This window comes from Nocardia sp. CA-151230 (assembly GCF_050942175.1).
In the GTDB taxonomy this organism is placed as follows: domain Bacteria; phylum Actinomycetota; class Actinomycetes; order Mycobacteriales; family Mycobacteriaceae; genus Nocardia.
The window spans coordinates 2,661,164-2,681,956 of the sequence record NZ_CP192061.1 but is presented as its reverse complement, the minus strand read 5'-3'; the positions used below and the strand labels follow the sequence as shown (position 1 = coordinate 2,681,956).

Genomic DNA, 20,793 nt, shown 5'->3' with positions numbered 1-20,793 from the left:
TCGCAGAGCGCTCGCGAGCTCTCTGCAGGACTTGCCAATTGGCCGAAAAGGATACGAAAAGTGAATAGCCTCGCAGACTTCTCCACCCGCAACGGCGGATTCCGCAGTGTCGTGGTGACCGCGGTCGAGATGACCACCTCGATCGCGCCCGACACGGAAGGGACCTGGCAAGGACTACTGTCCGGCGCCAGCGGCATCAGGACTCTCACCGACCCGGACATCGTCGAGCTCGATCTTCCGGTCACCATCGGCGGCAAGCTCATCGCCGATCCGACCGACGAACTCGATCGGATCAAGAAGCGCCGCATGTGTTATGTGCAGCAGATGTCGTATGTGATGGGAAAACGACTGTGGGCCACCGCGGGCGAGCCCGTTGTCGACAAGGACCGGCTGGGCGTCTGCATCGGCACCGGGCTCGGTGGCGCCGACAGCATCGTGGAGGCCAATGACGCCATGCGCGACCACGGCTACCGCAAGGTGTCGCCGTTCGCGGTGCCCATGTCCATGCCCAATGGTGTCTCCGGCGTGGTCGGGCTGGAGCTGGGGGCGCGTGCCAGTCTGGTCACGCCGGTGTCGGCGTGTGCGTCCGGCAACGAGGCGCTCGTGCACGCGTGGCGATCCATCGTGCTGGGTGAGGCCGACATGATCGTGGCGGGCGGCGTGGAGGGCTACATCAATCCCGTTGCCATTGCCGGATTCTCCATGGCACGCGCCCTCAGCACCCGCCTCGACGAGCCCGAGCGGGCCTCCCGTCCCTTCGATCGGGATCGTGACGGGTTCGTCTTCGGCGAAGCCGCCGCCCTGCTGCTGGTCGAGTCCGAGGACCACGCGCTCGCGCGCGGCGCGAAACCGCTGGCCCGGTTGCTCGGGGTGGGGCTCACCGCCGACGGCTACCACATGGTCGCTCCGGATCCGGAGGGCCTGGGCTGCGCCCGCGCCATGCGCCGCGCCATCGAATCCGCCGGGGTGAGCCCGGCCGAGGTCGACCATGTGAACGCGCACGCCACCGGCACCACCATCGGAGATCTGGCCGAGGCCAAGGGCATCGCCGCCGCCGTCGGCACCCACCCGTCGGTGTACGCGCCCAAATCCGCGCTGGGACATTCGGTGGGCGCGGTCGGCGCGCTGGAGGCCATCATCTCGGTGCTGACCCTGCGCGACCAGGTGATCCCACCGACGCTGAACCTGGAGAACCAGGATCCGGAGGTGGATCTGGATGTGGTGCACACCAAGCCGCGCCACACCGATATCGGCTTCGCACTGAACAATTCGTTCGGTTTCGGCGGCCACAATGCCGCGGTGTTGTTCGGCCGCTACTGAGCACGAGAACCACCGACCGCGCTCGATGCTGCGGGCCGCAGCATTTCGACTGGCGTAATTGTCCCAGACAATTTACCCTCCGGTGTCTCCACCGGAGGAGCAGCATGAAACCCTTCCACTCGAAACTCGCGACAGCGTGCCGGACGTGGTGGTCGACAATGCCGGAATCGTGGTCGGCGGGCCGTTCTTCGACGTACGGCCCGCCGATCTACACCGGATCGCGGACGTCGATCTCACTGCGATCATCCACGGCCGCCTTATCGTCGCCGCGATCTCGCCCTGCCGCCGCTGCGCGCCGAATCCTGGCCGGCCTACCGGCTCACCCGCACCTTCCCCCGCACCAGCCGGGCCCTCATACGGGTGACGAGCGGACCTGAGGTCGAGCGGGTGGCGCGTTTCATCATCGGCCACCCCGGTTTCCTCGGCGTGGCCCGGAAAGCGGCCTGGATAACGCCCCAACATCGAGGACACCAAACATATTGGGAGCCCCCGGAATACGATGGCCTCCACCACCCATATCGACGAGGAGACAGATCCATGACCGTCCACCCGCCCGCCGAGCCACCCACCAGAGGCAACCGGGTGATCCTGGCGGTACTAGCGCTGGCCATCATCGGCGCGCTCGTGGCGGCGGCCATGGCGACCGCCGTCTGATCAGGCGGACGCGCTCTGCCGGTGCACCGCGGAACCCAGGCCCATACCGAGCAGTTCGTCGAATCTGGCCAGCACCTTCTCGTGGTACATGGCGAACAGATCCTCGAAAAGCGCCAGCTGGGCCTGGGACGGACCGGCCGTGGATTCCCACACCGCCAGCAGCGCCCGCCACACCAGGACGTGCAGATCGGCGGAGGCCGCGAAGTACGCCTCCACCGCCTCCGGCACCTCGAACAGCATCTCCCCCACCGAATTGAGCACCGCACGCTGCATGGTGTGGCCCAGATCGGTGAGCACCAGGCGCACCAGGCCGACCTCGAGCTCGAGCATCCGGGTGCGATCGGGTTCGGAGCTGCGGGCCTCGGTTTCGAGTTCGTCGACCGCGGCGGTCAGCACCGCGGGCTCGATGCCGCGCTCGGCGGCGGTGTAGTCGAGCAATGCCTCCAGCACGGTGGCACGCTCGGCCGCCACGATATTGCCGAACATCTCCGCGGCCACCTCGGGCGCGTGCATGGACAGCCGGAACAGCCGCCGATACACATCCATCCCGCCTGTGCGGCGCACATCCCGGACGGTGAAACCGCGGCCGCGATGCGCATCCACGAAGCCGTAGGACTCCAGGCGGCCCAGCACCAATTGCGCTGTGGCCCGGTTCATATCGAATTCGTCGGCGACCTGGCGGACCGACGGCATCAGATCACCGGGCGCGTACTCACCGGTCGCGACGCGGCGAGCGAGCTCGTCCGCGACATCGGACACGACCGTCTGGGCACCCATCCTGTCACCTTTCGACAACTTTCGGATACGTCCCAGACAGTTTAGACTTCCGTGTGCCAAACTGCACGTGCATGCGCCGTGGCGGGCCACTCATCGGACCTGGTGAGGGCCACACCGGACGCCGGCGCGGTGCCGCGCACACGACGAGGTGAGCAATGTCGATTCGGCGTATCGGGGAACGGTCGGGGGACGACGGGGGTAGGCCGCCGGTTCGCGGCGCGGTCCGCAATGCGCGAATCGCCAGTCTTCCGGTCGCATTCGCGGGACGGCAAGCCGCCGGGGTCGGCAAGCGGGCCCTCGGCCGATCGGCGGCCGAGGTGGACTTCGAGATCCGGATGCGCACCGCCCAGCACATTTTCGAGGTGCTCGGCGAATTGAAGGGCTGCGCTACCAAACTCGGGCAATTGCTCTCGCTCTACGAACTCGCGCTGCCCCCGGAGATCGCGTCGCCGTACCGGACCGCACTCACCCAGCTGCAGGATGCGGTGCCCACCATGCTGCCCGGCACCGTGCACGAGGCCATGGCCGCGGGCATGGGCGAGAACTGGCGCTGGCACTTCACCGAATTCGACGATCGGCGCGCCGCCGCGGCCTCCATCGGACAGGTGCATCGCGCGGTGTGGCGCGACGGGCGGCCGGTGGCGGTCAAGGTCATGTATCCGGGCGCGCACCAGGCGGTGCTCGCCGATCTGGAACAGCTGCGCCGACTCTCGGTGCTCGCCACGGTGTTCGCGCCCGGCGCGGACGTGCCCGCGCTGACCGAGGCGATCTGCACATGTGTGGCCGACGAACTCGACTACGCGGCCGAGGCCGACCATCAGCGGCGCTTCGCCGAGGCGTACGCCGACGATCCGGATTTCGTGGTGCCCGGCGTGATCACGCAGCGCGGCGATTTGATCGTGACCGAATGGCTCACCGGCACACCGGTTTCGCGGATCATCGAATCCGGTGCGCCCGCGGAGCGCAGCCGGGTCGGGATGCTCATCATCCGATTCCTGCTGTCGACCTGGTCGCGCACCGGCCTGCTGTACTGCGACCCGCACCCGGGCAATTTCCGGGTGCTGCCCGACGGGCGGCTGGGCGTGGTGGATTTCGGGGCCTGCACGCCCTGGCCGCCCCCGGGCTTCGAGGCGCTGGTGGGCGAGGTGATGGAGGCCGCGTTCAATGGCGGCATACCGGAATTGGACGCTGCGGTGCGGCGGCACGGCTTCGTGCGGCCCGGACGCAGCTACGACGTGGCCGCTCTGGCCGAGGGGCTCGACGCGGTCGGCGAACCGCTCACCGTGCCCACGTTCCGGCTCACCACCGCCTGGCTGTGCGGGCACGTCCGCTCGGTACTGGCGCCGCGGTTGTCCAATGTCCATCGGCAACTGGACATGCCCGCCTACTTCACCCCCTTCGCGCGCTGCTTCCTGACCGCGCTCGGTGTGGTCTGCCAATTGGAGACCGAGGGGCCCATCCGAGCCGAATTCGCGCGCTGGTCACCGGAATTGGCCGCAGTCTTCGACCGCTACGACACCCGCCACGCCCAGCCCACCGACCTGGCCGTCGTTCGTCACCTGCGCCCGGCCCCGCCGGATCGCCGTGCCTCGATAGTCGGCTGAACTCCTCGGCGACACCACGGGGCTCCGCCGACGTCGGGGGTGACGACCGTCTTGTCATCCGGTGTCGGCGTCGTGCCGATACGGCACCGGGTCGCGCGATCAGGTGTTCCGAAAAGGGAGTGGGTGATGAGCGGTCTCGATACCATTTTCTGGGAGGTGCGCCATGACGAAGGTGCTCTTGATCACCGGGGATGCTGCCGAGGACCTCGAGGTGATGTATCCCTATCAGCGATTGCTGGAAGAGGGGTACGAGGTCGATATCGCGGCTCCGACTCGGAAAAAGTTGCAGTTCGTGGTCCATGACTTCACCGAGGGGTTCGACACCTATACCGAGAAGCTGGGGCGGACCTGGCCGGCTGATCTGGCGTTCGCGGAGGTTGATCCGAGTCGGTATGCGGCGCTGGTGATTCCGGGTGGGCGGGCGCCGGAGTATCTGCGTGGAGATCAGGACTGCCGGCGGATCGTCCAGCACTTCGCGGAAACGGACAAGCCGATCGCGGCGCTGTGTCACGGACCGCTGATCCTGGCCGCCGCGGGCGTGCTGCGGGACCGGTCCTCGAGCAGCTACCCGGCGCTCGAACCCGATGTGGTGGCGGCCGGAGGGCAGTGGGTCGACAGCCCGGACCATGTCGACGGCAATCTGATCACCGGGCGCGCCTGGCCCGACCATCCGCAGTGGATGCGCGCATTCCTCGACGTGCTGCGCAAATCCGCTCCGCCCACCACCTGACAAAACAGCACATCGTGGCGGCATAGAACAGGACCGGGGTGGGGCATAGAAGCGATCTATGCATCCATCGAATTGTGAGCGCTACCGGGGGAAGTGCCGGTCCGCGAGGGTTGAGGCATGACCACCGTAGCCTTCCGCCGAACCGCTGCCGCTGCTCCCGCCGCACAGGTGAGCACCCCGACGGCGGCGGGCGGGGACGAGGGGTGGCAGCCGCTGCGGTACCTGGCGCCGAACTGGTTCGCCGTGGTGATGGGCACCGGCATCATCGCCAATGCCGCCGCCACCCTGCCGATGCAGTTCCCCGGATTGAAGGGCGTCGCCACCCTGGTATGGGCGCTGGCCGCGCTGCTGCTGATCGTGCTGGCCGGGGCCTGGGTCCTGCACTGGCGGCGGTATCCGCAGGAGGCGCGGGCACACGGGCTGCACCCGATCATGATGCAGTTCTACGGCGCGCTGCCGATGGCCCTGCTGACCGTGGGCGCGGGCACCCTGCTGCTCGGCAAGGACGTCATCGGCTCAACCGCCGCGGTGACCATCGACTGGGTGTTGTGGTCGGCCGGAACGGTTTTCGGGCTGATGACCGCCGCCGCCATCCCCTACCGGATGATCACCCGGCACACTTTCGATCCCGATTCGGCCTTCGGCGGCTGGTTGATGCCCGTGGTGCCGCCGATGGTGTCCGCCGCGCTGGGCGCACTGCTGGTGCCGCACACTCCGGCCGGGCAGCTGCGGCTGACCATGTTCGTGGCCTGTCTGGCCATGTTCGGACTGAGCCTGATCGCCTCGCTGGTCACCATTACCTTGATCTGGTCGCGGCTGCTGCATCACGGCCTGCTGCCGGCCGGGATGGTCGCCACCGTCTGGCTGGTGCTCGGTCCCCTGGGCCAATCGGTGACCGCCGCGGGCAGCCTGGCCAATGTCGCCGCCGGTGTCGTGGATGACCGCACTGCCGCCGGTCTCGATGTCTTCGCTGTCCTCTACGGCGTTCCCACCTGGGGATTCGCCATGCTGTGGCTGGCGCTCGCCATTGCCGTCACCCGGCACGCCCGCACCTCCATGCCGTTCAACCTCACCTGGTGGGGCTTCACCTTCCCGCTCGGCTGCTGCGTCACCGGCAGCACCGCCCTCTACCAGCACACCGGCGCCGACCTGTTCGCCGTCACCGCCGTGGGCCTGTACGCCCTGCTGGTCGCCGCCTGGGCCGTGGTCGCCGCCAAGACCGTGCACGGCGTGCTGCGGGGCGATCTGCTGCGACCCGTTCGCTGAGAGCGCGATCGGCGCACGTCCCGGGTGGATCCGACCGGATCCGCCCGGGACGAATTCGTTGCGATACCAACGAAACATCCCCGCTGTAACCCCGAGCGCTATCTACTGACAGACGTGAACACGCGTCGATGTATTCGTTGGATGCAGGAAGCGGCGGTTCATGGTGCGACGGGTCGAATCCGAGCACCGGACGCAGCCGGTCACGAGCTCGAGCTCGGGTCGGGAGTTGCGGCTGGTGTCCGGTGACAGCTACGCCAGCTGGGAAGCGGTGTATCGGGACAATGTCACCTGGGTGTACGCGTTGATGTTCGGCAAGGTCGGCAACCGGGCCGACGCCGAGGATCTCACCGCCGAGGTGTTCACGGCAGCGCTCAAACCGCTGCGCATCACGGCGAGCGCACCGGAGGTGCGGGCCTACCTGCGCGCCACCGCGCGCACGGTGCTGGCCGCGCACTGGAAGGCGCGGATGGGCCGGGAGATCACCACCATCGAGGGCGATATCCCCGATGACCCGCCCGAGGAGTTCCACGACTCCGGGGCGGAGGCCCGCGCCAAGGCGGTGCTGGCCGAACTCCCGGACCGCTACCGCCGCATTCTGGAACTGCGCTTTCTCCAGGGGCTTTCGGTCCGGGAGTCGGCGCAGAGCCTCGGTGTGACGGTGGCGAATGCGAAGGTGTTGCAGCATCGGGCGTTGCAGATGGCGTCCCAGCTGAACGAGCGAGGTGTGCGGTGAGCGGGCGGGAAGTGCGACGGTTCGTCGACGAACTACTGGCCGGCAAAAAGTCCACGGGCTTCCGGCCCGATGAGGCCGAGGCCGAGGAGATGCGCACGGCCATCGAACTGCGTGCCGCGCGCCTGGGCAGCGACGCGCCCAGCGAGGAGTTCCTGAGCAGTCTGCAGCGCCGGCTCGCGGCCGAGATGGACGACGAGCCGACCCCCTCGCACCCGGCGAACGGTTACCGCCGCCGGAACCTGCTGATCGGCACCTCCGCGGCCGCGGCCGCCGCCACGGTCGGCGCGGTGGTGGATCGGACCCTGATCGGGCACGGGCAGCCGGGTTCCCCGCCCGCCGCCGAGCAGGCCCCGCTGTCTCCCAATACGGGCGCGTGGCTGCCGATCGCCCGCTCCACGGATCTGCCGGAGGGCGCCACGATCGCCTTCGATGTCGGCACCGTCAATGGATTCGTGCGCCGCGACAAGGGAAATCCGGTCGCGGTTTCCGGCGTGTGCACGCATCAGGGCTGCAAGCTGTGGCTCGACGCCCCGGCCGAGCGCCTGCGCTGCCCGTGCCACTCCACCTCCTTCTCCATCCAGGGCGAGGTGGTCACACATCAACTGCCGGTGGCGCCCGCGCCATTGCCCACCGTCCAGGTCCGCGAGAACAACGGCGCCATCGAGGTTTTCGCGCCCACCGAACCCGCTTAGGACCCAAAAGTGCTCGTGCACAGCGGTTTCCGTCCCATGTAACCCCCGCCCCTATCTGTGGATGACCGGTTCGCAGCAGCGAACGGAACCATCCCGGATGGAGGCCCGGACCCCATGACACCCACCCGCAGCCGGCGGCGCGCAGCCGTCGCCGTCACCGTCGCCGCGGCAGCCCTGCTGACGGCGAGCGCGTGCAGCTCGAACGGCGGCGGCACAGCCACGGACAATGCCGCCCCCGGCTTCACCTTCGCTTCCGGCACCGCTACGCCCGGCATGGTGCCGGACGGCGCGGGTCCGGCCATGCCCGGCATGACGACACCCGGGGCGGTCACGTCCGCCGCCGGGGTCCCAGCGGCACCGGCCGGACCCAATGCCGTCACCATCGACAATTTCGCGTTCGGGCCCAGCTCGCTGACCGTCAAGGTTGGCACCACGGTGACCTGGACCAATCGCGACGAGGAACCGCACACCGTGGTCGCCGACGACGGCAGCTTCCGCTCGCCGACGCTGGGCAACAACGCGACCTACACCTTCACCTTCTCGAAAGCGGGCAGCTTCGCCTATGTCTGCTCGATTCATCCCTTCATGCACGCGACCGTGGTGGTGACCCGATGAACACTCGCAACCCGGACGACCGATACGCGGACTTCGAGGACGAGGACGCGGCCCGCGATCCGCAGAAGATGACCCGCCGCCAGCTCATGCGGCACTCCGCCTGGTTCGGCGCGGCCGTGGGCCTGGCGGTGGTGGGCGGAGAGGTGGTCTCGCACGTGGCCGGCACCGCGCTGGCCGCGCCCGCCCGGCCCACACTGCGGTTCGCACAGGTCAGTGACAGTCACATCGGTTTCACCGGTACCGCCAACACCAGCGTGACCGACACCTTCACCGAGGCCATCTCGCAGGTGAATTCACTGGGTTACGAGCCCGACTTCGCCATCCACACCGGCGATCTCACGCATCTGGCCACGGCCGAGCAGTTCGATCAGGTCCATCAGATGATGCAGGGGATCAAGACCCCGCACGTGTTCACCGTTCCGGGAGAACACGATTCGAGTGACGACGGCGGTTCCCGATACCGGTCGACGTTCGGGAACGGCACGCGCGGGGACGGCTGGTACAGCTTCGATATCGCCGGCGTCCACGTGATCGGACTGGTGAATACGCTCAATCTCAAGGATCTCGGACACCTCGGGCAGGACCAGCTGGACTTCGTGCAGAAGGACGTGGCCGGATTGTCCAGTGACACACCGATCATCGTGTTCAGCCACATTCCGCTGTTCGCCATGTACCCCCAATGGGGTTGGGGCACAGACGATGCCACCCAGGCGCTCAGCTATATGAAGCGGTTCTCCTCGGTGACCTGCCTCAATGGCCATGTGCACCAACTGTTCACGAAGACCGAGGGCAATGTGACGTTCTACAGCGGCACCACCACGGCGTATCCGCTGCCGAAACCCGGTGACGGGCCCGCACCCAAGCCGGTGACGCTGCCCGCGGGCAAGCTGCACGACGCCCTCGGTATCCGCGAAGTCACGTATCAGAAGGGTCAACAGCAACTCGCTATCAAAGAACAATCGCTGAAATGACCACTGCCCAACGGCGTGTCGCGCGCAGGTCTCACATCGTTGTCATTTCGTCAGCATGACCTGGCGATGGAAGATCGACAGCGGAGGGTAATCTACTACGCTGGGCAGTAACAAGATGCTGTGCAGCAGTGCGGCGCACGGCGATTACAGGAGGGAAGCTATGCCACCCCGCCGTTTTCGGACGAACGCCGCAGCGAGCGTATTGATCGTATTGGCGCTGGTGCTGGCGGCCTGCTCGTCCAATCTCCCGGGCGGGAATGTGGGTCCGCGCACACCGGCCGTGCAGTCCATCACCATCACCCCCGCACAGGGCACGGAGAAGGTGGATCCGTCGGCGCCGGTGAAGGTGAGCACCTCCAGCGGCGTGCTGACCGATGTGTCGCTCACCAATGAGGACGGCAAGGTCATCGAGGGCACCTACACGCCGGACAAGACGGCATGGAAGCCGAACGATCAGCTGGGCTACAGCCGCACGTACACACTGAAGGCCTCGGGTATGGACGTGACCGGACCCACCGGTCCGGTCACCTCCAGCTTCACGACCATCGCCCCGAAGAACCAGACCAAGGTGTATCTGAACACCACGGGCGGGCAGGCGATCGTCGACGGCAACAGCTACGGCGTGGGCATGGTCATCGTCGCGCACTTCGACGAGGACATCCCCGATCGGGCCGCGGCCCAGAAGCGTCTGGTCGTCACCACCGATCCGCCGGTCGACGGCGCCTGGTACTGGATGGACAACCGCAACGCGCACTGGCGGCCCAAGGAGTACTGGAAGACCGGCACCAAGGTGAGCGTGGCGGCCAACCTCTACGGAGTCGAGGTCGGCAACGGCCTGTTCGGCCAGGAGGACTCCAAGGCCAACTTCGTCATCGGCCCGTCGCACGTGTCGATCGCCGACGACAACACCCATCAGGTGCAGGTGTTCGAGAACGGTCAGCTGATCCGCACCATGCCCACCTCCATGGGCCGCGGCGGCAGCGAGACCATCGCCGGCAAGACCTTCACGTTCTGGACCATGCCGGGCACGTACACCGTCATGGACAAGGCCAACCCGGTCATCATGGACTCCTCCACCTACGGCCTGCCCGTCAATTCACGGCTCGGGTACAAGGAGGCCATCGGCTGGGCCACGCGCATCAGCACCGACGGCATCTATCTGCACCAGCTGGATTCCACGGTGTGGGCGCAGGGCAATACCGACACCTCGCACGGGTGCCTCAACCTCAATGCCGAGAACGCGCAATGGTTCTTCAACTTCGCGCAGCCCGGCGACGTGGTGGAGGTGCACAACACCGGCGGTGCGCCGCTCGAGGTGTGGCAGAACGGCGACTGGACGTTGAGCTGGGATCAGTGGCTGGCCGGTAGCGCCTGAACCCGCTCGCGCGCGGCCAGCTGAGCGGTCCGCGCGAGATACCAGGCCGCGACACAGAATTCGGCGGCCACCGTGCCCCACACCAGCGTCCACACCGAGTGGGTGCGCAGGGTGAGGAGCAGCGCGGTGGCCGCCACTGCTGTCCCGATCACCGCGCCGATCATGATGCCGACGGTGTCCTGACGCACCGGCAGGATGGCGGTGGTGACGAACGAGGTGGTGGCGGTGGCGACCAGGATGCAGACCTCAACGCGCACGATCGGTACCACGGCGCGGAAATCGTCGGCGTAGATGAGCTGCACAGCGAACGGGGCGGTCACCCAGATCCCCGCCACCGCAACGGCCGCCACGATCACGCACGCGGCCAGGGCGCGCATCTCGTGCCGCCAGAAACCCGGATGGGTGCGCTCGCGAGCCATGCGGGGCAGCAGCGCCAGCCCGATCGGATCGAGCAGCGACTGCACCGCGCGCACGAGTTTGTCACTCGCCGAATACAACCCGAGTGAGGCGGCGTCCAGCACCGAGGAGTAGACGGTGGCGGTGCCCTGCCCGTAGCTGGTCACCAGCAGCCGTGACGCGAGCACGGGTGCACCGGTGCGCAGGATCATCGCGACCTTGGTGGGACGCCCCAGGCGGCCGAACCGGGTGTGGGCGTCCCGCCAGGTCAGCGCAACGGTGACCACAGAGGACAGCAGCAGGCACAGCAGCACCACCTCGGCGTGCGGAAGTCGCGGCAGCACCGCGACCAGCAGCACGAGGTACACCACGCGGCCGGCGATCTGATAGGTCATCGAGGCCCCGAATCTGGCCTGTCCCACCAGCAGCCAGTCCTCGGACATGGACAGGAATCCGCCCACGAACAGCCCCAACAGGATCATGCGCGGGTGCGGGCCGACGCCGACGGCGAGCCCGGCCACGAGCGCCACCATGATGATGCTCAGCCCCGCACCCCGCACCGCGAGGTAACTCCCCCGCAGCTCGTCGAGCCCCGCCTCGTTCAGCAGCGCGGCCAGAAACGTATTGATGCCGAGGTCCACCAGCAGCGAGCCCAGAAAGTACGCCGACATCCCGATGGCCAGCAGCCCGACCCCGCTCACCCCGAGCGTCCGCGCGGTCAACGGCACGGTCACCGCGGTCACCAGGAACTGCCCGTACTTCCCGAGACTGACGAACCCGATGTCCCGCAACACCGACAGCAGCCCATCCTCGGCCACCTTCGCCCGCACCCGCTCGACCAGCGCCGTCCCTACCAGTCGCCGTCCCGCCATGGCGGTCCTCTTTCTCCCCGACCGCGCACCCCGGCCCGACCCCGAAATTCTCCTGCCCCCACCCCACCCCCGCCACCCCAAACCCTCGACTCACCGCCAGACGTAACCCCCCATTCAAATCACGCGCCCAGTCACCCAACCTGATTCACCACGGCCGCCGCCGTCGAGTGCCGCACACCCAACCACCAACCTGTGCAACGGGTTCCAACGTAGGCTCGACCACGCACCGCCCAACCGAAAGGGTGACCCGATGTCCGACGACACCATGTTCAGCGTCTACGGCCTGATGACCGCCCTCCCCGGCCGCCGCGACGACCTGATCGCCTTGCTCCTGAACGGATTCCGCGCCGGCGGCCCCACCAGCGGCCTACTCACCTACACCATCAACACAGCCCCCGACGACCCCGACACGATCTGGCTCACCCAACTCTGGATCAACAAGCCCGCCCACGACGCAACCACCCGCTCCGAACCGGTAGCCGCCATCACCCGCCAACTCCCGCCCCTCCTGGCCCGACAACCCGAAGGCTTCTACGGCAACACCGTTCACGCCGAGGGCCACACCTGAGCACAACCCCCGGAGGCCGCCGAGTTCGGACAGTGGGAGACCTGCCATGACCGACCGCGACCTCGATAACGTCGGCCCGGAAGAGATGTCCGCGATCACGGACCGGCTGGAAGTCGGGCCTGGTGCCGGAGAGGGCGACCGTCCGCGTCACATCCGGACGAGTTTCGATACCTGGCGCGCGGAACAGACCTGACGCGGGTCCACAATGTCCAGAATGAGGGGGTTGCCCATCGAAAGGTCGTTCCGACGATGAAGTCCACCCGTATAGTCCTGGCCTCGCGCCCGACCGGTATGCCGCAGCCGGAGAATTTCCGGACCGAGACGGTCGAACTGGACCCGCCGCAGCCGGGCGAGGCGCTGCTGCAGACGCTGTATCTGTCGCTGGACCCGTACATGCGCGGCCGCATGAGCGACGCGCCCTCCTACGCCCCGCCGGTCGAGATCGACGAGACCATGTGCGGCGCGACCGTGTCCCGCGTCCTCGAATCCACCGATCCCGTGCTGCGGCCCGGCGATATCGTGCTGGGCTGGGGCGGCTGGCAGACGCACTCGGTCGAGAATGTGCGGGCTCTGCAAAAACTGGACCCGAACGCCGCGCCGCTCACCACCGCCCTCGGCGTGCTGGGCATGCCGGGTCTGACCGCGTATTCCGGTCTGCTCACCATCGGGCAGCCGAAGCCGGGCGAGACCGTGGTGGTCGCCGCCGCCACCGGACCGGTCGGTTCGACCGTCGGCCAGATCGCGAAGATCAAGGGCGCGCGAGCCGTCGGCATCGCGGGCGGCCCGGAGAAGGTCGCACTGTTGCGGGAGCGCTTCGGCTTCGACGCCGCCGTCGACCACCGCGCTCCCGACTTCGCCGAGCAGCTGGCCGCCGCCACCCCGGACGGCATCGACGTCTACTTCGAGAACGTCGGCGGCGCGGTCTTCGACGCCGTCCTGCCCCGGCTCAATCAATTCGCCCGAATTCCGGTGTGCGGCTTGATCGCCAACTACAACGACACCGACCTGCCTCCGGGCCCCGACCGGCTGCCGCTGCTCATGTCGAGCATCCTGCGCCGGAGCCTGACCGTGCGCGGCTTCATCGTGTCCGAGTTCGCGGGCCAGGCCGGTGAGTTCTACCCGGCGGCGGCGCAGTGGATCTCGGAGGGCAAGCTGGTCTACCTCGAGGATGTGGTCGACGGCCTCGACCATGCCGTCGCCGCGTTCCAGGGTCTGCTCACCGGCAAGAATCTCGGCAAGCTGGTCATCAAGGTCTCCGACTGACGACCGACCCCGGACCTCCGGGACTCCCGTGCAGGCGTACGGAAGTCCCGGAAGCCCTTCTCCTACTTCATGACCGCGATGTACGGCCGCAATCCCAGGGCGATGTCCACGCAGACGCCCAGCAGCACGTCCCGCTCCACCGGGTCGAGCGGGTGCCGGAGCCAGAGCCTGGTGCCCAGGATCGGTACGGGAAGCGGCTGCCCGGCCCGGTCCCACCAGAAGGACTCGTTGTAGAGATCGTTCGCGATACGGCGCAGGGTCCAGCCGCCGACCGTGCGCACCACGTCGAGGCGACCGGTCTCCTGTCCCATGCGGTCGAGCACCACGATGCGGAAGAGTTCCGGGGTACGGGCCTCCTCCGGATCGGGTACGAAGTGGAAAAGCGTTCCCGCCGTGGATCCCACGGCGGTCGAGGTGTCGGCGCGCTGAACGGTGGCCAGCGAGGTCCCGTCGCCCCGGCTGAGCACGGTGGGCGCGGAGTCCTTGGACTCCACCCACACCACCGACCCGTCGGCATAGGTGATGCGGTGCTTGCCGGTGCCGCCGTTCTTGAAGCCGAACAGGATGGCGGCCTTGGCCGCGAGGCCATTGCCCGCGCCCTGTACCCCGGTGGCCAGCGGGTCACCGGGGCCGGCACTGAAGGTGATCTTCAGTGCGTTGCTCACCTTGTGCACGACCCGGCCCTCGATCATCGTCGAGGGCTCCTGCGGCGCTGACATCGTTCGATCGTAGGCCCGCGGGTTCGAGTCCAGCGGCGGATTCGGCCCGGCACGCCGGGCGCGACGCGCCCCTAGCTACCGGGGAAGCCGACCTTCGCCAGCGCGGTGGTCCAGTCGGTGACGATCGCCACCTGGGCATCGACCAGCGCCACCTTGCCATTGCAGATCAGGGTGTGCAGCTTGGTCTCCACGCCGTCCTTGGGATTGTTCGGCCCGGCGCCGGCCTGGTGCCCCGGTGACGGCGGTTCGACCCAGATATTGCGCGGATCGTTGGGGTCGCCGCCCAACTCCAGCGAGATCAGGTGGTCGTACTCGGCATCGCGGGGGTCGCCGGTGTAGTCGTAGGACTTGATATTGGCGGCCTTCTCCGGATTCGTGATCGACGTGTTGGGCCGAATCGAGGCGGTATAGCCCGACTTACAGATGGTGTCGGCCAGATTCGCCGCTGTCACTTTGGGATTCGTCGCGCCCGGCGTGCAGTTCGGGTCGGGCAGCGGCTGGCCGTCGGAGGTCTTGCGGTAGTGGCAGCTGCCCGGCGCGGGCTGGGCCGCCACCGTGTACGTGCCCTGGGGACCGGGGCCGACCGGAATGGTGCCCTCCTTCTCCTTGGGCGCGGGCTGCGGAACCGCTTGTGCCGGTGCGTTGGCCGGATGGGTGGCCTCCCCCTTCGAACAAGCGACCGTCAAACCCAGGACCAGCAGGGCCATCGCAAGCCCTTTGTGCGCCTTCATAACTTCCCCTGCTCGAGCCGGATAGCCGCCTAATTGTGCGTTATCCCTTGGCGATCGGCCACTCGCCGCGACGACACTCCGAGCAGAAATGCCGAACCCGGTTACCCGCCGGGCAATACATACCGACCGGTTATGCTGCAGCGATGACAGCAGATCTGTCGCACTCCCCCGCGGCAATACAACCGGTCGGCTCCAATCGCATTCAGGCCCGCGCCCTCGCGCTGGCCGCCCTGCTGCTCGGCTCGGGCGCCCTGCACTTCCTCGCGCCCAAGCCCTACGACACCCTGATCCCGCCCCAGCTCCCGGGCAAACCCCGCACCTACACCCAGGTTTCGGGCGTGGCCGAGCTGGTCTCCGGCACACTGCTCGTGGTCCCCCGCACCCGCGGCCTGGGCGCACGCCTGGCCACGCTGATATTCGTCGCGGTCTTCCCCGGCAATGTGCAGATGGCGGCCGACTGGCTGGGCAGCAATCGCCCCCTGCCGCTGAAAATCGGCGCGCTGCTGCGCCTCCCGCTCCAGATTCCGCTGATCACAACCGCTCGCAAGGTCTACCGCGGCGTGTGACCGGGCGCGCGCCCGCTCGAGCGGACAGCTGCCGCCCGGCCGTCCACGAGCGCAACGACTTCGGTGTGCTCAGGCCAGGACGAAACTCAACTGCGGGATGAACTCGCCACCCGCGCGGATCCAGGAGTAGCCGAGCCAGACACCGGGTGTGACCTCCCGGATCTCGTCGTAGACCGGCGGGGTCGGCGACGGCGCGTAGTCGAGGATCCAGGTCTCGCCGCCGTCCATCACGGATGGGCCGGCATAGACGATGGCGGGCCACGCCTCCATCCCGGCTCGGGTGAGACGGTTCATCACATAGCCGCCATCGGGCCCGGTGTAGAAGTCCTTGCCGATCCAGAGCAGCGGTGCCCAGGACTGCATCTCGTGCGGCGCGGCCACCCAGCCGTCCTTCGTGCCGACCGGCACGTCACCACTCGGGGCGTCGCCATAGATCGCGTCCAGCTGTTCGAGCAAACATCTGAACCGGAGCGAGTCCACAGTTGCTGATGTGTTGTCGGAGAACAGAACACATCCGTTGCCATAGTCCGCATCGGCGTGGACGAGGACCGGGACGACCATGACCAGCACCCCGAAACCAAGGGGGGCGAGGCTTTTCACGAGGGCGTTTCGAACAATCTCGCGGCTGGTACCCATCACTTTCTCCAGGGGGACGAATCCCGACCCAGATTTGATCTTAGTTCGCGGTGAAATAGCCGGTCAGAACCGTCTCCGAACCGAGATCCGATCGCGCCGCAGTTAACAGGAAATTGACAGCTTTCTGCTGGAAATGTCTCGAGGTTCGTGTCGATGTAATTGTCCATGACCTCGATTCAGGCCCCTTCACCGCACGCACGGTGGTTCTGGATCGCGGCCGGCAGTTTCGTCGCCGTGATCTCCCTGGCAGCCCTCAGCGCTCCCACTGCGCTCGCCACGTCTCACGATCAGGCCGGTGTCGGCCAGGTACCCGAGATCACGGCACCCAGCACGACTGTGCTTGCTCCGCACCCCATCTCGGTGACGGCCATCGCGCAGCAGATGCAGACCGCCATCCAGGCGGCTTCGCCCGGCACCAGCGTCGGCATCGACGTGGTGGACACCACCACCGGGGCGGCTATCGCCAGTCTCAATGCCGACGAGCAGTTCTACACCGCCTCGGTGGTCAAGCTGCTCATCGCCCTGGACGCGTTGAAAACCCAGAACTGGCAACCGGATCCGGACACCACGACCCAGCTCACCCAGATGCTGTCCACCAGTGACGACGACATCGCCGACGTGATGTGGGACAACGGCGGCAACAACGCCATCATCGACCGCATGGTCACCGCCATCGGACTGTCCGCGACCACCGCACCGGACGACACCGCGCAGTGGGGCGAAACCCTCACCACACCACGGGATGTCATCGCCGTCTTCCACTACATCACCACCACGATCCCGGCCCCGGCCCGGGACCTGATCGTCGGCGCGCTGCACAACGCGTCCCAGACCGCCGCGGACGGCACCGACCAGTACTTCGGCATACCCGATGCCCTCACCGGTGCGACCTGGGCGGTCAAACAGGGCTGGATGGATCTGGACTCCTCGACCACCCTGGACACCACCGGCCTGGTCTCCCCCTCCCCGGATCAGCCCTACCGCTACGCCGTCGTGGTGCTCTCCACCCAGCCCGCGGGCACCAGCTGGTCGGTGGCGGGCGCGGCCCTCACCGCCGGGGTGACCCTGCTGCACGCCACCCTGAAGTGAGCCCGTCGCGGCCGTACCGAGCATCTTCACCGACCGAGGGTTAGGGTCGGCCGTCGGATTCAGGTGACGGAGAAGGAGCCGGAGTGGTCACGCTGTGGACGATCGCCCGCGAGTGGGGGCGCATCGGCTGCCTCGGCTTCGGCGGGCCACCCGCACACATCGCCCTGCTCCGGGACCTGTGCGTGCGGAGGCGCGGCTGGCTCGACGCGGCGGAGTTCGAGGACGCCATCGCCGCGACCAACCTGCTCCCCGGACCGGCCTCGACCCAGCTGGCGATCTACACGGCCTGGCGACTGCGCGGCACCGCGGGGGCGCTCGTCGGCGGATGCTGTTTCATCGCACCGGGTTTGGCACTGATCCTGGTCCTGGCCGCGGTCTTCCTGGCGGCGGGCAGCCCGGTGTGGGTGCGAGGCGCCGCGGCCGGGGCGGGCGCGGCGGTCGCCGCCGTCGCGGTGCATGCTGCGGCGGGCCTGCTTCCGGCCGGCTGGGGACGCGCGGGCAACGGCCGGGCCGCCCGGGCCCGCTGGATCGCCTATGCCGCACTGGGAATCGTCTCGGCCGCCGTCCTGGGACCGTGGCTGGTGCTGGTCTTGATCGGGGCCGGGTTGCTCGAGGTGGGGATACGCGGCGGCCTGTCCTCGCGCCGGGTATCCGCGTGGCCGCTGGCACCGGCGGCCGGGCTGGCCACCGGCGGCCTGGCAGCGCTGTGCTGGGTGGCCTTCAAGGTGGGCGCGCTGTCCTACGGCGGGGGCTTCGTCATCATTCCGCTCATGCAGGCCGATGCGGTCGACCGCTACGGCTGGATGACCGGAGCGCAATTCCTGAATGCCGTTGCACTCGGCCAGATCACGCCGGGCCCGGTGGTGCAGACGGTGGCGGTGGTCGGGTACGCGGCCGCGGGCGTGCCGGGCGGATTGCTGGCCGCCGTGGTCGCTTTCGCGCCGTCGTTCGCCTTCGTGCTGGCCGGCGGCAAGTACTTCGACCGGTTGCGGGCCGACCGGCGCGTGCAGGCATTCTTCACCGGTGCCGGACCTGCGGTCATCGGAGCGATCGCGGGCTCCGCGATCCCGCTCGCCCTTGCGCTGCACCATCTCTGGCAGTTCGCGGTGCTCGCGGCCGCCGCGGTGTGGCTGCTGGCGGCGCGGCGCGGTGTGGTGAGCGCGCTGCTGGGCGCGGGTGCGCTCGGGGTGGCCGCGGCGCTGGCGGGCTGGCCGGTCGGCTGACATGCGTCAGACGGTGATGCCGAGCGCCCCGGCGACCGCACGGGTGAGGTGGTCGGTCACCTGGGCCGGGCTCCAGTGGCGGTGTTCGGTGAGGTCGTAGACGACGCGCTCGTCGAAGATGGTGATCCACAGCAGCACCGCGTAGGTGAGGTCGTATTCGGCGGTCTTGCCCTGCAGCGCAAGGGCGTTGAGCACCTCGGCGAGCATGTCGTGCAGGGCGGTGATGGATTCGTCGCCATCGGCCAGCCGTTCGATGAAGCCCCGGGAGCTGCGGATGTAGCGCACGGCCGGGCCCCACTGCCCGGCCTGATCCACCCAGGTGCGGCAGCAGCGATGGAAGCGGTCCACCGGATCGGGCCCGGCGTCGACGGCGGCCAGCGCCTGCACCAGATGCTCGATGGCGCGGCGGTGGAACGCCTGCAGGGCGTCCTGCGGGGTCGGGAAATGCCGGTACGCGGTGGCCACGCCGACACCCGCCGCGGCAGCGAGTTCCGGTATGGAGAAACCGATCCGGCCTGCCTCCAGCAGGCTCTGGACCGCGTCGACCAGCAGCACGCGGCTGCGCTGGGCGTCACTGCGGGTGTTCACGGGCACGCCTCCATCCTGCGCGAGCGCGACGCGGTATCAGCACACGGCACTCGAGTAGAGAAGTTCTTCTCAGTTTCGTATTCTCTAACAGAGAAGATCTCCTCATTTAGGAGGCGGGATGCGGGCAACCGCACCGGGGGCGCTGCTGGTGCTGATCATGGCGCAGCCGAATATGGCGACCGGGATGATGCCGTACTACCGGCATGCCTGGGCGCTCGCGCCCCTGCTCATCACCGTGATCTTCGCCGCCTACCTGTTCGCGCTGACCCCGGCGCTCGCACTGGTGGGCACGCCGTCCACCCGGCGGGGCTGGTGGTGGCGCATCGGGGTGGGCAGCGGGTTCGGCATCGCCGCGGATGTGGCCATGGCCGTGGCACATTCGCCGTGGCCGGTGGCCGCCGCGCGGATCGGCGCGGGGCTGTCGGTGGGATTGGTGACCGGCTCGCTGGCCGGATTGATCCTGGAACGCAAGGGCGAACGCGGGCGCACGGCCATGGCGGTGGCGACCGTGCTCGGCTCGGCACTGGGGACGATCGCGGCCGCGGTCGTGGCGCAGTATCTGCCCGCACCCGGGGCGACCGTCTATGTGGGCCACGCTGCCCTGCTCGCGGTGACCGCGATGGCGGTGCTGAGCGATCGTGCGGCCCGCCCGGCGGCAATCGCCGGTCGCGCTGCCGCGGCTCCCGAGACCATCGAACCGCGAATCGCCGGATATCTCAGCGGCATTGCCGCCTGGGTGTCGGCGGGACTGGTCGTCGCCCTGCTGCCGAGTTACGGTGCGGAGCTGCTGGGCACGAAGAATCTCGCCCTGCTGGCGCTGCCCGTGACGCTGTATCTGGTGAGCGCCTGGTTGGCGCAACGCCTGATCGCGCCCGGCGGACTCGCCGCCGAACCCGTTGCGGCGCAGTGGATCATCATCGCCGGAGTCGTGCTGGCGGCGGCCGTGTCCTGGATGCCCAGCCTGGCGCTGCTGCTGTGCGGCGGCGCGGTGGCCGGCTTCGGGCAGGGCATCGCCTATCGCTCCGGACTCCGGATCGTCAGTGCCGCAACACCTCCCGATCAGCACGCCCGGGCCGCCGCACGCTTCGCGGGCGTGGCCTACGCGTGCGCGGCGGGCGCGACGGTGGGCTTCGGAGCCATCGCGACCGTGGCGTCCATGCGCGACGCGGTGCTCGCCGCCGCGGTCGTGCTCGTTCTGGTGGCCACGACCACCGCCGTCGTCCGCCGGCGTGCAACGGCGCGCGCCACGAACTCCGTTCCCACTCCGCAGATCTCGACAACCGCATAATTGCTCCGCCGCCATATTCGACACATCGAATGGAACGGCACAATTTATCGCGCGCGAATTCCGATCGCGCGCAATTCCGCATGCCCGCAATACTTTACATTGCCGAATATTCCAGAA

General features: G+C 68.1%; 22 protein-coding genes. 16 read left to right on the top strand and 6 right to left on the bottom strand.

The window, feature by feature from the left end; translation table 11 throughout:
- Window positions 1–60 precede the first annotated feature (60 nt).
- Window positions 61–1,320, top strand: a complete 1,260-nt coding sequence (locus ACQP1O_RS12225) for a KasA/KasB family beta-ketoacyl-ACP synthase (protein WP_433565924.1) — start codon at window positions 61–63, stop codon at window positions 1,318–1,320.
- A 654-nt stretch (window positions 1,321–1,974) separates the two neighbouring features.
- Here the strand turns inward: ACQP1O_RS12225 and ACQP1O_RS12220 are convergent.
- The gene (locus ACQP1O_RS12220; RefSeq protein ID WP_433565923.1) at window positions 1,975–2,751 is read right to left on the bottom strand and encodes a GntR family transcriptional regulator; all 777 of its coding nucleotides are present in this window, start codon (window positions 2,749–2,751) and stop codon (window positions 1,975–1,977) included.
- A 155-nt stretch (window positions 2,752–2,906) separates the two neighbouring features.
- On the opposite strand from ACQP1O_RS12220, the gene ACQP1O_RS12215 reads away from it, so the two are divergent.
- The 8 genes from ACQP1O_RS12215 to ACQP1O_RS12180 all read left to right on the top strand — a co-directional run bounded on the left by ACQP1O_RS12215 (window position 2,907) and on the right by ACQP1O_RS12180 (window position 10,737).
- Window positions 2,907–4,355 carry an ABC1 kinase family protein gene (locus ACQP1O_RS12215; protein WP_433565922.1) on the top strand — a complete coding sequence of 483 codons (1,449 nt, stop codon included), beginning with the start codon at window positions 2,907–2,909 and terminating at the stop codon, window positions 4,353–4,355.
- Between the two features lie 163 nt (window positions 4,356–4,518).
- Window positions 4,519–5,085 (top strand): DJ-1/PfpI family protein, encoded by a 567-nt coding sequence (locus ACQP1O_RS12210; protein ID WP_433565921.1) that lies wholly within the window; start codon window positions 4,519–4,521, stop codon window positions 5,083–5,085.
- Window positions 5,086–5,202: 117 nt separating this feature from the next.
- Window positions 5,203–6,351: a TDT family transporter gene (locus ACQP1O_RS12205; protein ID WP_433565920.1), complete on the top strand. Its 1,149-nt coding sequence runs from the start codon at window positions 5,203–5,205 to the stop codon at window positions 6,349–6,351.
- 160 nt (window positions 6,352–6,511) lie between these two features.
- Entirely contained in the window at window positions 6,512–7,084 is a 573-nt protein-coding gene (locus tag ACQP1O_RS12200) for an RNA polymerase sigma factor (RefSeq protein ID WP_433565919.1), read from the top strand.
- The gene (locus tag ACQP1O_RS12195; RefSeq protein WP_433565918.1) at window positions 7,081–7,776 is read left to right on the top strand and encodes a Rieske (2Fe-2S) protein; all 696 of its coding nucleotides are present in this window, start codon (window positions 7,081–7,083) and stop codon (window positions 7,774–7,776) included. The genes ACQP1O_RS12200 and ACQP1O_RS12195 overlap by 4 nt, the downstream gene beginning before the upstream one ends.
- A 114-nt stretch (window positions 7,777–7,890) precedes the next feature.
- Entirely contained in the window at window positions 7,891–8,391 is a 501-nt protein-coding gene (locus ACQP1O_RS12190) for a cupredoxin domain-containing protein (RefSeq protein WP_433565917.1), read from the top strand.
- 68 nt (window positions 8,392–8,459) lie between these two features.
- Window positions 8,460–9,362 carry a metallophosphoesterase family protein gene (locus tag ACQP1O_RS12185; protein ID WP_433567658.1) on the top strand — a complete coding sequence of 301 codons (903 nt, stop codon included), beginning with the start codon at window positions 8,460–8,462 and terminating at the stop codon, window positions 9,360–9,362.
- A 160-nt stretch (window positions 9,363–9,522) separates the two neighbouring features.
- Window positions 9,523–10,737, top strand: a complete 1,215-nt coding sequence (locus ACQP1O_RS12180) for an Ig-like domain-containing protein (RefSeq protein WP_433565916.1) — start codon at window positions 9,523–9,525, stop codon at window positions 10,735–10,737.
- On the opposite strand, the gene ACQP1O_RS12175 is transcribed toward ACQP1O_RS12180, so the two are convergent.
- The gene (locus tag ACQP1O_RS12175) at window positions 10,713–12,005 is read right to left on the bottom strand and encodes a lipopolysaccharide biosynthesis protein (protein ID WP_433565915.1); all 1,293 of its coding nucleotides are present in this window, start codon (window positions 12,003–12,005) and stop codon (window positions 10,713–10,715) included. The two genes, ACQP1O_RS12180 and ACQP1O_RS12175, sit on opposite strands and share 25 nt — an antisense overlap.
- A 250-nt stretch (window positions 12,006–12,255) precedes the next feature.
- Between ACQP1O_RS12175 and ACQP1O_RS12170 the strand changes: the two genes are divergently transcribed.
- The 3 genes from ACQP1O_RS12170 to ACQP1O_RS12160 are packed head-to-tail and all read left to right on the top strand — an operon-like array spanning window position 12,256 to window position 13,836.
- Window positions 12,256–12,573 (top strand): putative quinol monooxygenase, encoded by a 318-nt coding sequence (locus ACQP1O_RS12170; protein WP_433565914.1) that lies wholly within the window; start codon window positions 12,256–12,258, stop codon window positions 12,571–12,573.
- A gap of 46 nt (window positions 12,574–12,619) precedes the next feature.
- Window positions 12,620–12,766, top strand: a complete 147-nt coding sequence (locus ACQP1O_RS12165) for a hypothetical protein (protein ID WP_433565913.1) — start codon at window positions 12,620–12,622, stop codon at window positions 12,764–12,766.
- A 56-nt stretch (window positions 12,767–12,822) separates the two neighbouring features.
- The gene (locus ACQP1O_RS12160; protein ID WP_433565912.1) at window positions 12,823–13,836 is read left to right on the top strand and encodes an NADP-dependent oxidoreductase; all 1,014 of its coding nucleotides are present in this window, start codon (window positions 12,823–12,825) and stop codon (window positions 13,834–13,836) included.
- 62 nt (window positions 13,837–13,898) lie between these two features.
- On the opposite strand, the gene ACQP1O_RS12155 is transcribed toward ACQP1O_RS12160, so the two are convergent.
- Together ACQP1O_RS12155 and ACQP1O_RS12150 are read right to left on the bottom strand one after the other, a co-directional pair.
- Window positions 13,899–14,555 carry a hypothetical protein gene (locus ACQP1O_RS12155; RefSeq protein ID WP_433565911.1) on the bottom strand — a complete coding sequence of 219 codons (657 nt, stop codon included), beginning with the start codon at window positions 14,553–14,555 and terminating at the stop codon, window positions 13,899–13,901.
- 71 nt (window positions 14,556–14,626) lie between these two features.
- Entirely contained in the window at window positions 14,627–15,286 is a 660-nt protein-coding gene (locus ACQP1O_RS12150; protein ID WP_433565910.1) for a hypothetical protein, read from the bottom strand.
- Between the two features lie 143 nt (window positions 15,287–15,429).
- On the opposite strand from ACQP1O_RS12150, the gene ACQP1O_RS12145 reads away from it, so the two are divergent.
- Window positions 15,430–15,852: a DoxX family protein gene (locus ACQP1O_RS12145; protein WP_433565909.1), complete on the top strand. Its 423-nt coding sequence runs from the start codon at window positions 15,430–15,432 to the stop codon at window positions 15,850–15,852.
- 69 nt (window positions 15,853–15,921) lie between these two features.
- Here the strand turns inward: ACQP1O_RS12145 and ACQP1O_RS12140 are convergent, their stop codons facing one another.
- Window positions 15,922–16,308, bottom strand: coding sequence for a hypothetical protein (locus tag ACQP1O_RS12140; protein WP_433565908.1), 387 nt, complete (start codon window positions 16,306–16,308; stop codon window positions 15,922–15,924).
- A gap of 345 nt (window positions 16,309–16,653) precedes the next feature.
- Here ACQP1O_RS12140 and ACQP1O_RS12135 point away from each other — a divergent pair, with 345 nt between their 5' ends.
- Both ACQP1O_RS12135 and chrA read left to right on the top strand, forming a co-directional pair.
- Window positions 16,654–17,577 (top strand): hypothetical protein, encoded by a 924-nt coding sequence (locus ACQP1O_RS12135; protein ID WP_433565907.1) that lies wholly within the window; start codon window positions 16,654–16,656, stop codon window positions 17,575–17,577.
- A gap of 83 nt (window positions 17,578–17,660) precedes the next feature.
- On the top strand, window positions 17,661–18,800 hold the full coding sequence (chrA, locus tag ACQP1O_RS12130; RefSeq protein WP_433565906.1) for a chromate efflux transporter: 1,140 nt from the start codon (window positions 17,661–17,663) through the stop codon (window positions 18,798–18,800).
- A 6-nt stretch (window positions 18,801–18,806) separates the two neighbouring features.
- Here chrA and ACQP1O_RS12125 read toward each other — a convergent pair whose 3' ends face one another.
- On the bottom strand, window positions 18,807–19,388 hold the full coding sequence (locus ACQP1O_RS12125) for a TetR/AcrR family transcriptional regulator (RefSeq protein ID WP_433565905.1): 582 nt from the start codon (window positions 19,386–19,388) through the stop codon (window positions 18,807–18,809).
- A gap of 118 nt (window positions 19,389–19,506) precedes the next feature.
- Here ACQP1O_RS12125 and ACQP1O_RS12120 point away from each other — a divergent pair, with 118 nt between their 5' ends.
- On the top strand, window positions 19,507–20,676 hold the full coding sequence (locus ACQP1O_RS12120; RefSeq protein WP_433565904.1) for a hypothetical protein: 1,170 nt from the start codon (window positions 19,507–19,509) through the stop codon (window positions 20,674–20,676).
- Window positions 20,677–20,793: the final 117 nt, after the last annotated feature.

Coding starts and splice junctions, on each gene's coding strand:
- ACQP1O_RS12220 (WP_433565923.1), bottom strand. CDS start 2,751: ATGGGTGCCCAGACGGTCGTGTCCGATGTCGCGGACGAGCTCGCTCGC.
- ACQP1O_RS12215 (WP_433565922.1), top strand. CDS start 2,907: ATGTCGATTCGGCGTATCGGGGAACGGTCGGGGGACGACGGGGGTAGG.
- ACQP1O_RS12210 (WP_433565921.1), top strand. CDS start 4,519: ATGACGAAGGTGCTCTTGATCACCGGGGATGCTGCCGAGGACCTCGAG.
- ACQP1O_RS12205 (WP_433565920.1), top strand. CDS start 5,203: ATGACCACCGTAGCCTTCCGCCGAACCGCTGCCGCTGCTCCCGCCGCA.
- ACQP1O_RS12200 (WP_433565919.1), top strand. CDS start 6,512: ATGGTGCGACGGGTCGAATCCGAGCACCGGACGCAGCCGGTCACGAGC.
- ACQP1O_RS12190 (WP_433565917.1), top strand. CDS start 7,891: ATGACACCCACCCGCAGCCGGCGGCGCGCAGCCGTCGCCGTCACCGTC.
- ACQP1O_RS12185 (WP_433567658.1), top strand. CDS start 8,460: ATGACCCGCCGCCAGCTCATGCGGCACTCCGCCTGGTTCGGCGCGGCC.
- ACQP1O_RS12180 (WP_433565916.1), top strand. CDS start 9,523: ATGCCACCCCGCCGTTTTCGGACGAACGCCGCAGCGAGCGTATTGATC.
- ACQP1O_RS12175 (WP_433565915.1), bottom strand. CDS start 12,005: ATGGCGGGACGGCGACTGGTAGGGACGGCGCTGGTCGAGCGGGTGCGG.
- ACQP1O_RS12170 (WP_433565914.1), top strand. CDS start 12,256: ATGTCCGACGACACCATGTTCAGCGTCTACGGCCTGATGACCGCCCTC.
- ACQP1O_RS12165 (WP_433565913.1), top strand. CDS start 12,620: ATGACCGACCGCGACCTCGATAACGTCGGCCCGGAAGAGATGTCCGCG.
- ACQP1O_RS12160 (WP_433565912.1), top strand. CDS start 12,823: ATGAAGTCCACCCGTATAGTCCTGGCCTCGCGCCCGACCGGTATGCCG.
- ACQP1O_RS12155 (WP_433565911.1), bottom strand. CDS start 14,555: ATGTCAGCGCCGCAGGAGCCCTCGACGATGATCGAGGGCCGGGTCGTG.
- ACQP1O_RS12150 (WP_433565910.1), bottom strand. CDS start 15,286: ATGAAGGCGCACAAAGGGCTTGCGATGGCCCTGCTGGTCCTGGGTTTG.
- ACQP1O_RS12145 (WP_433565909.1), top strand. CDS start 15,430: ATGACAGCAGATCTGTCGCACTCCCCCGCGGCAATACAACCGGTCGGC.
- ACQP1O_RS12135 (WP_433565907.1), top strand. CDS start 16,654: ATGACCTCGATTCAGGCCCCTTCACCGCACGCACGGTGGTTCTGGATC.
- ACQP1O_RS12120 (WP_433565904.1), top strand. CDS start 19,507: ATGCGGGCAACCGCACCGGGGGCGCTGCTGGTGCTGATCATGGCGCAG.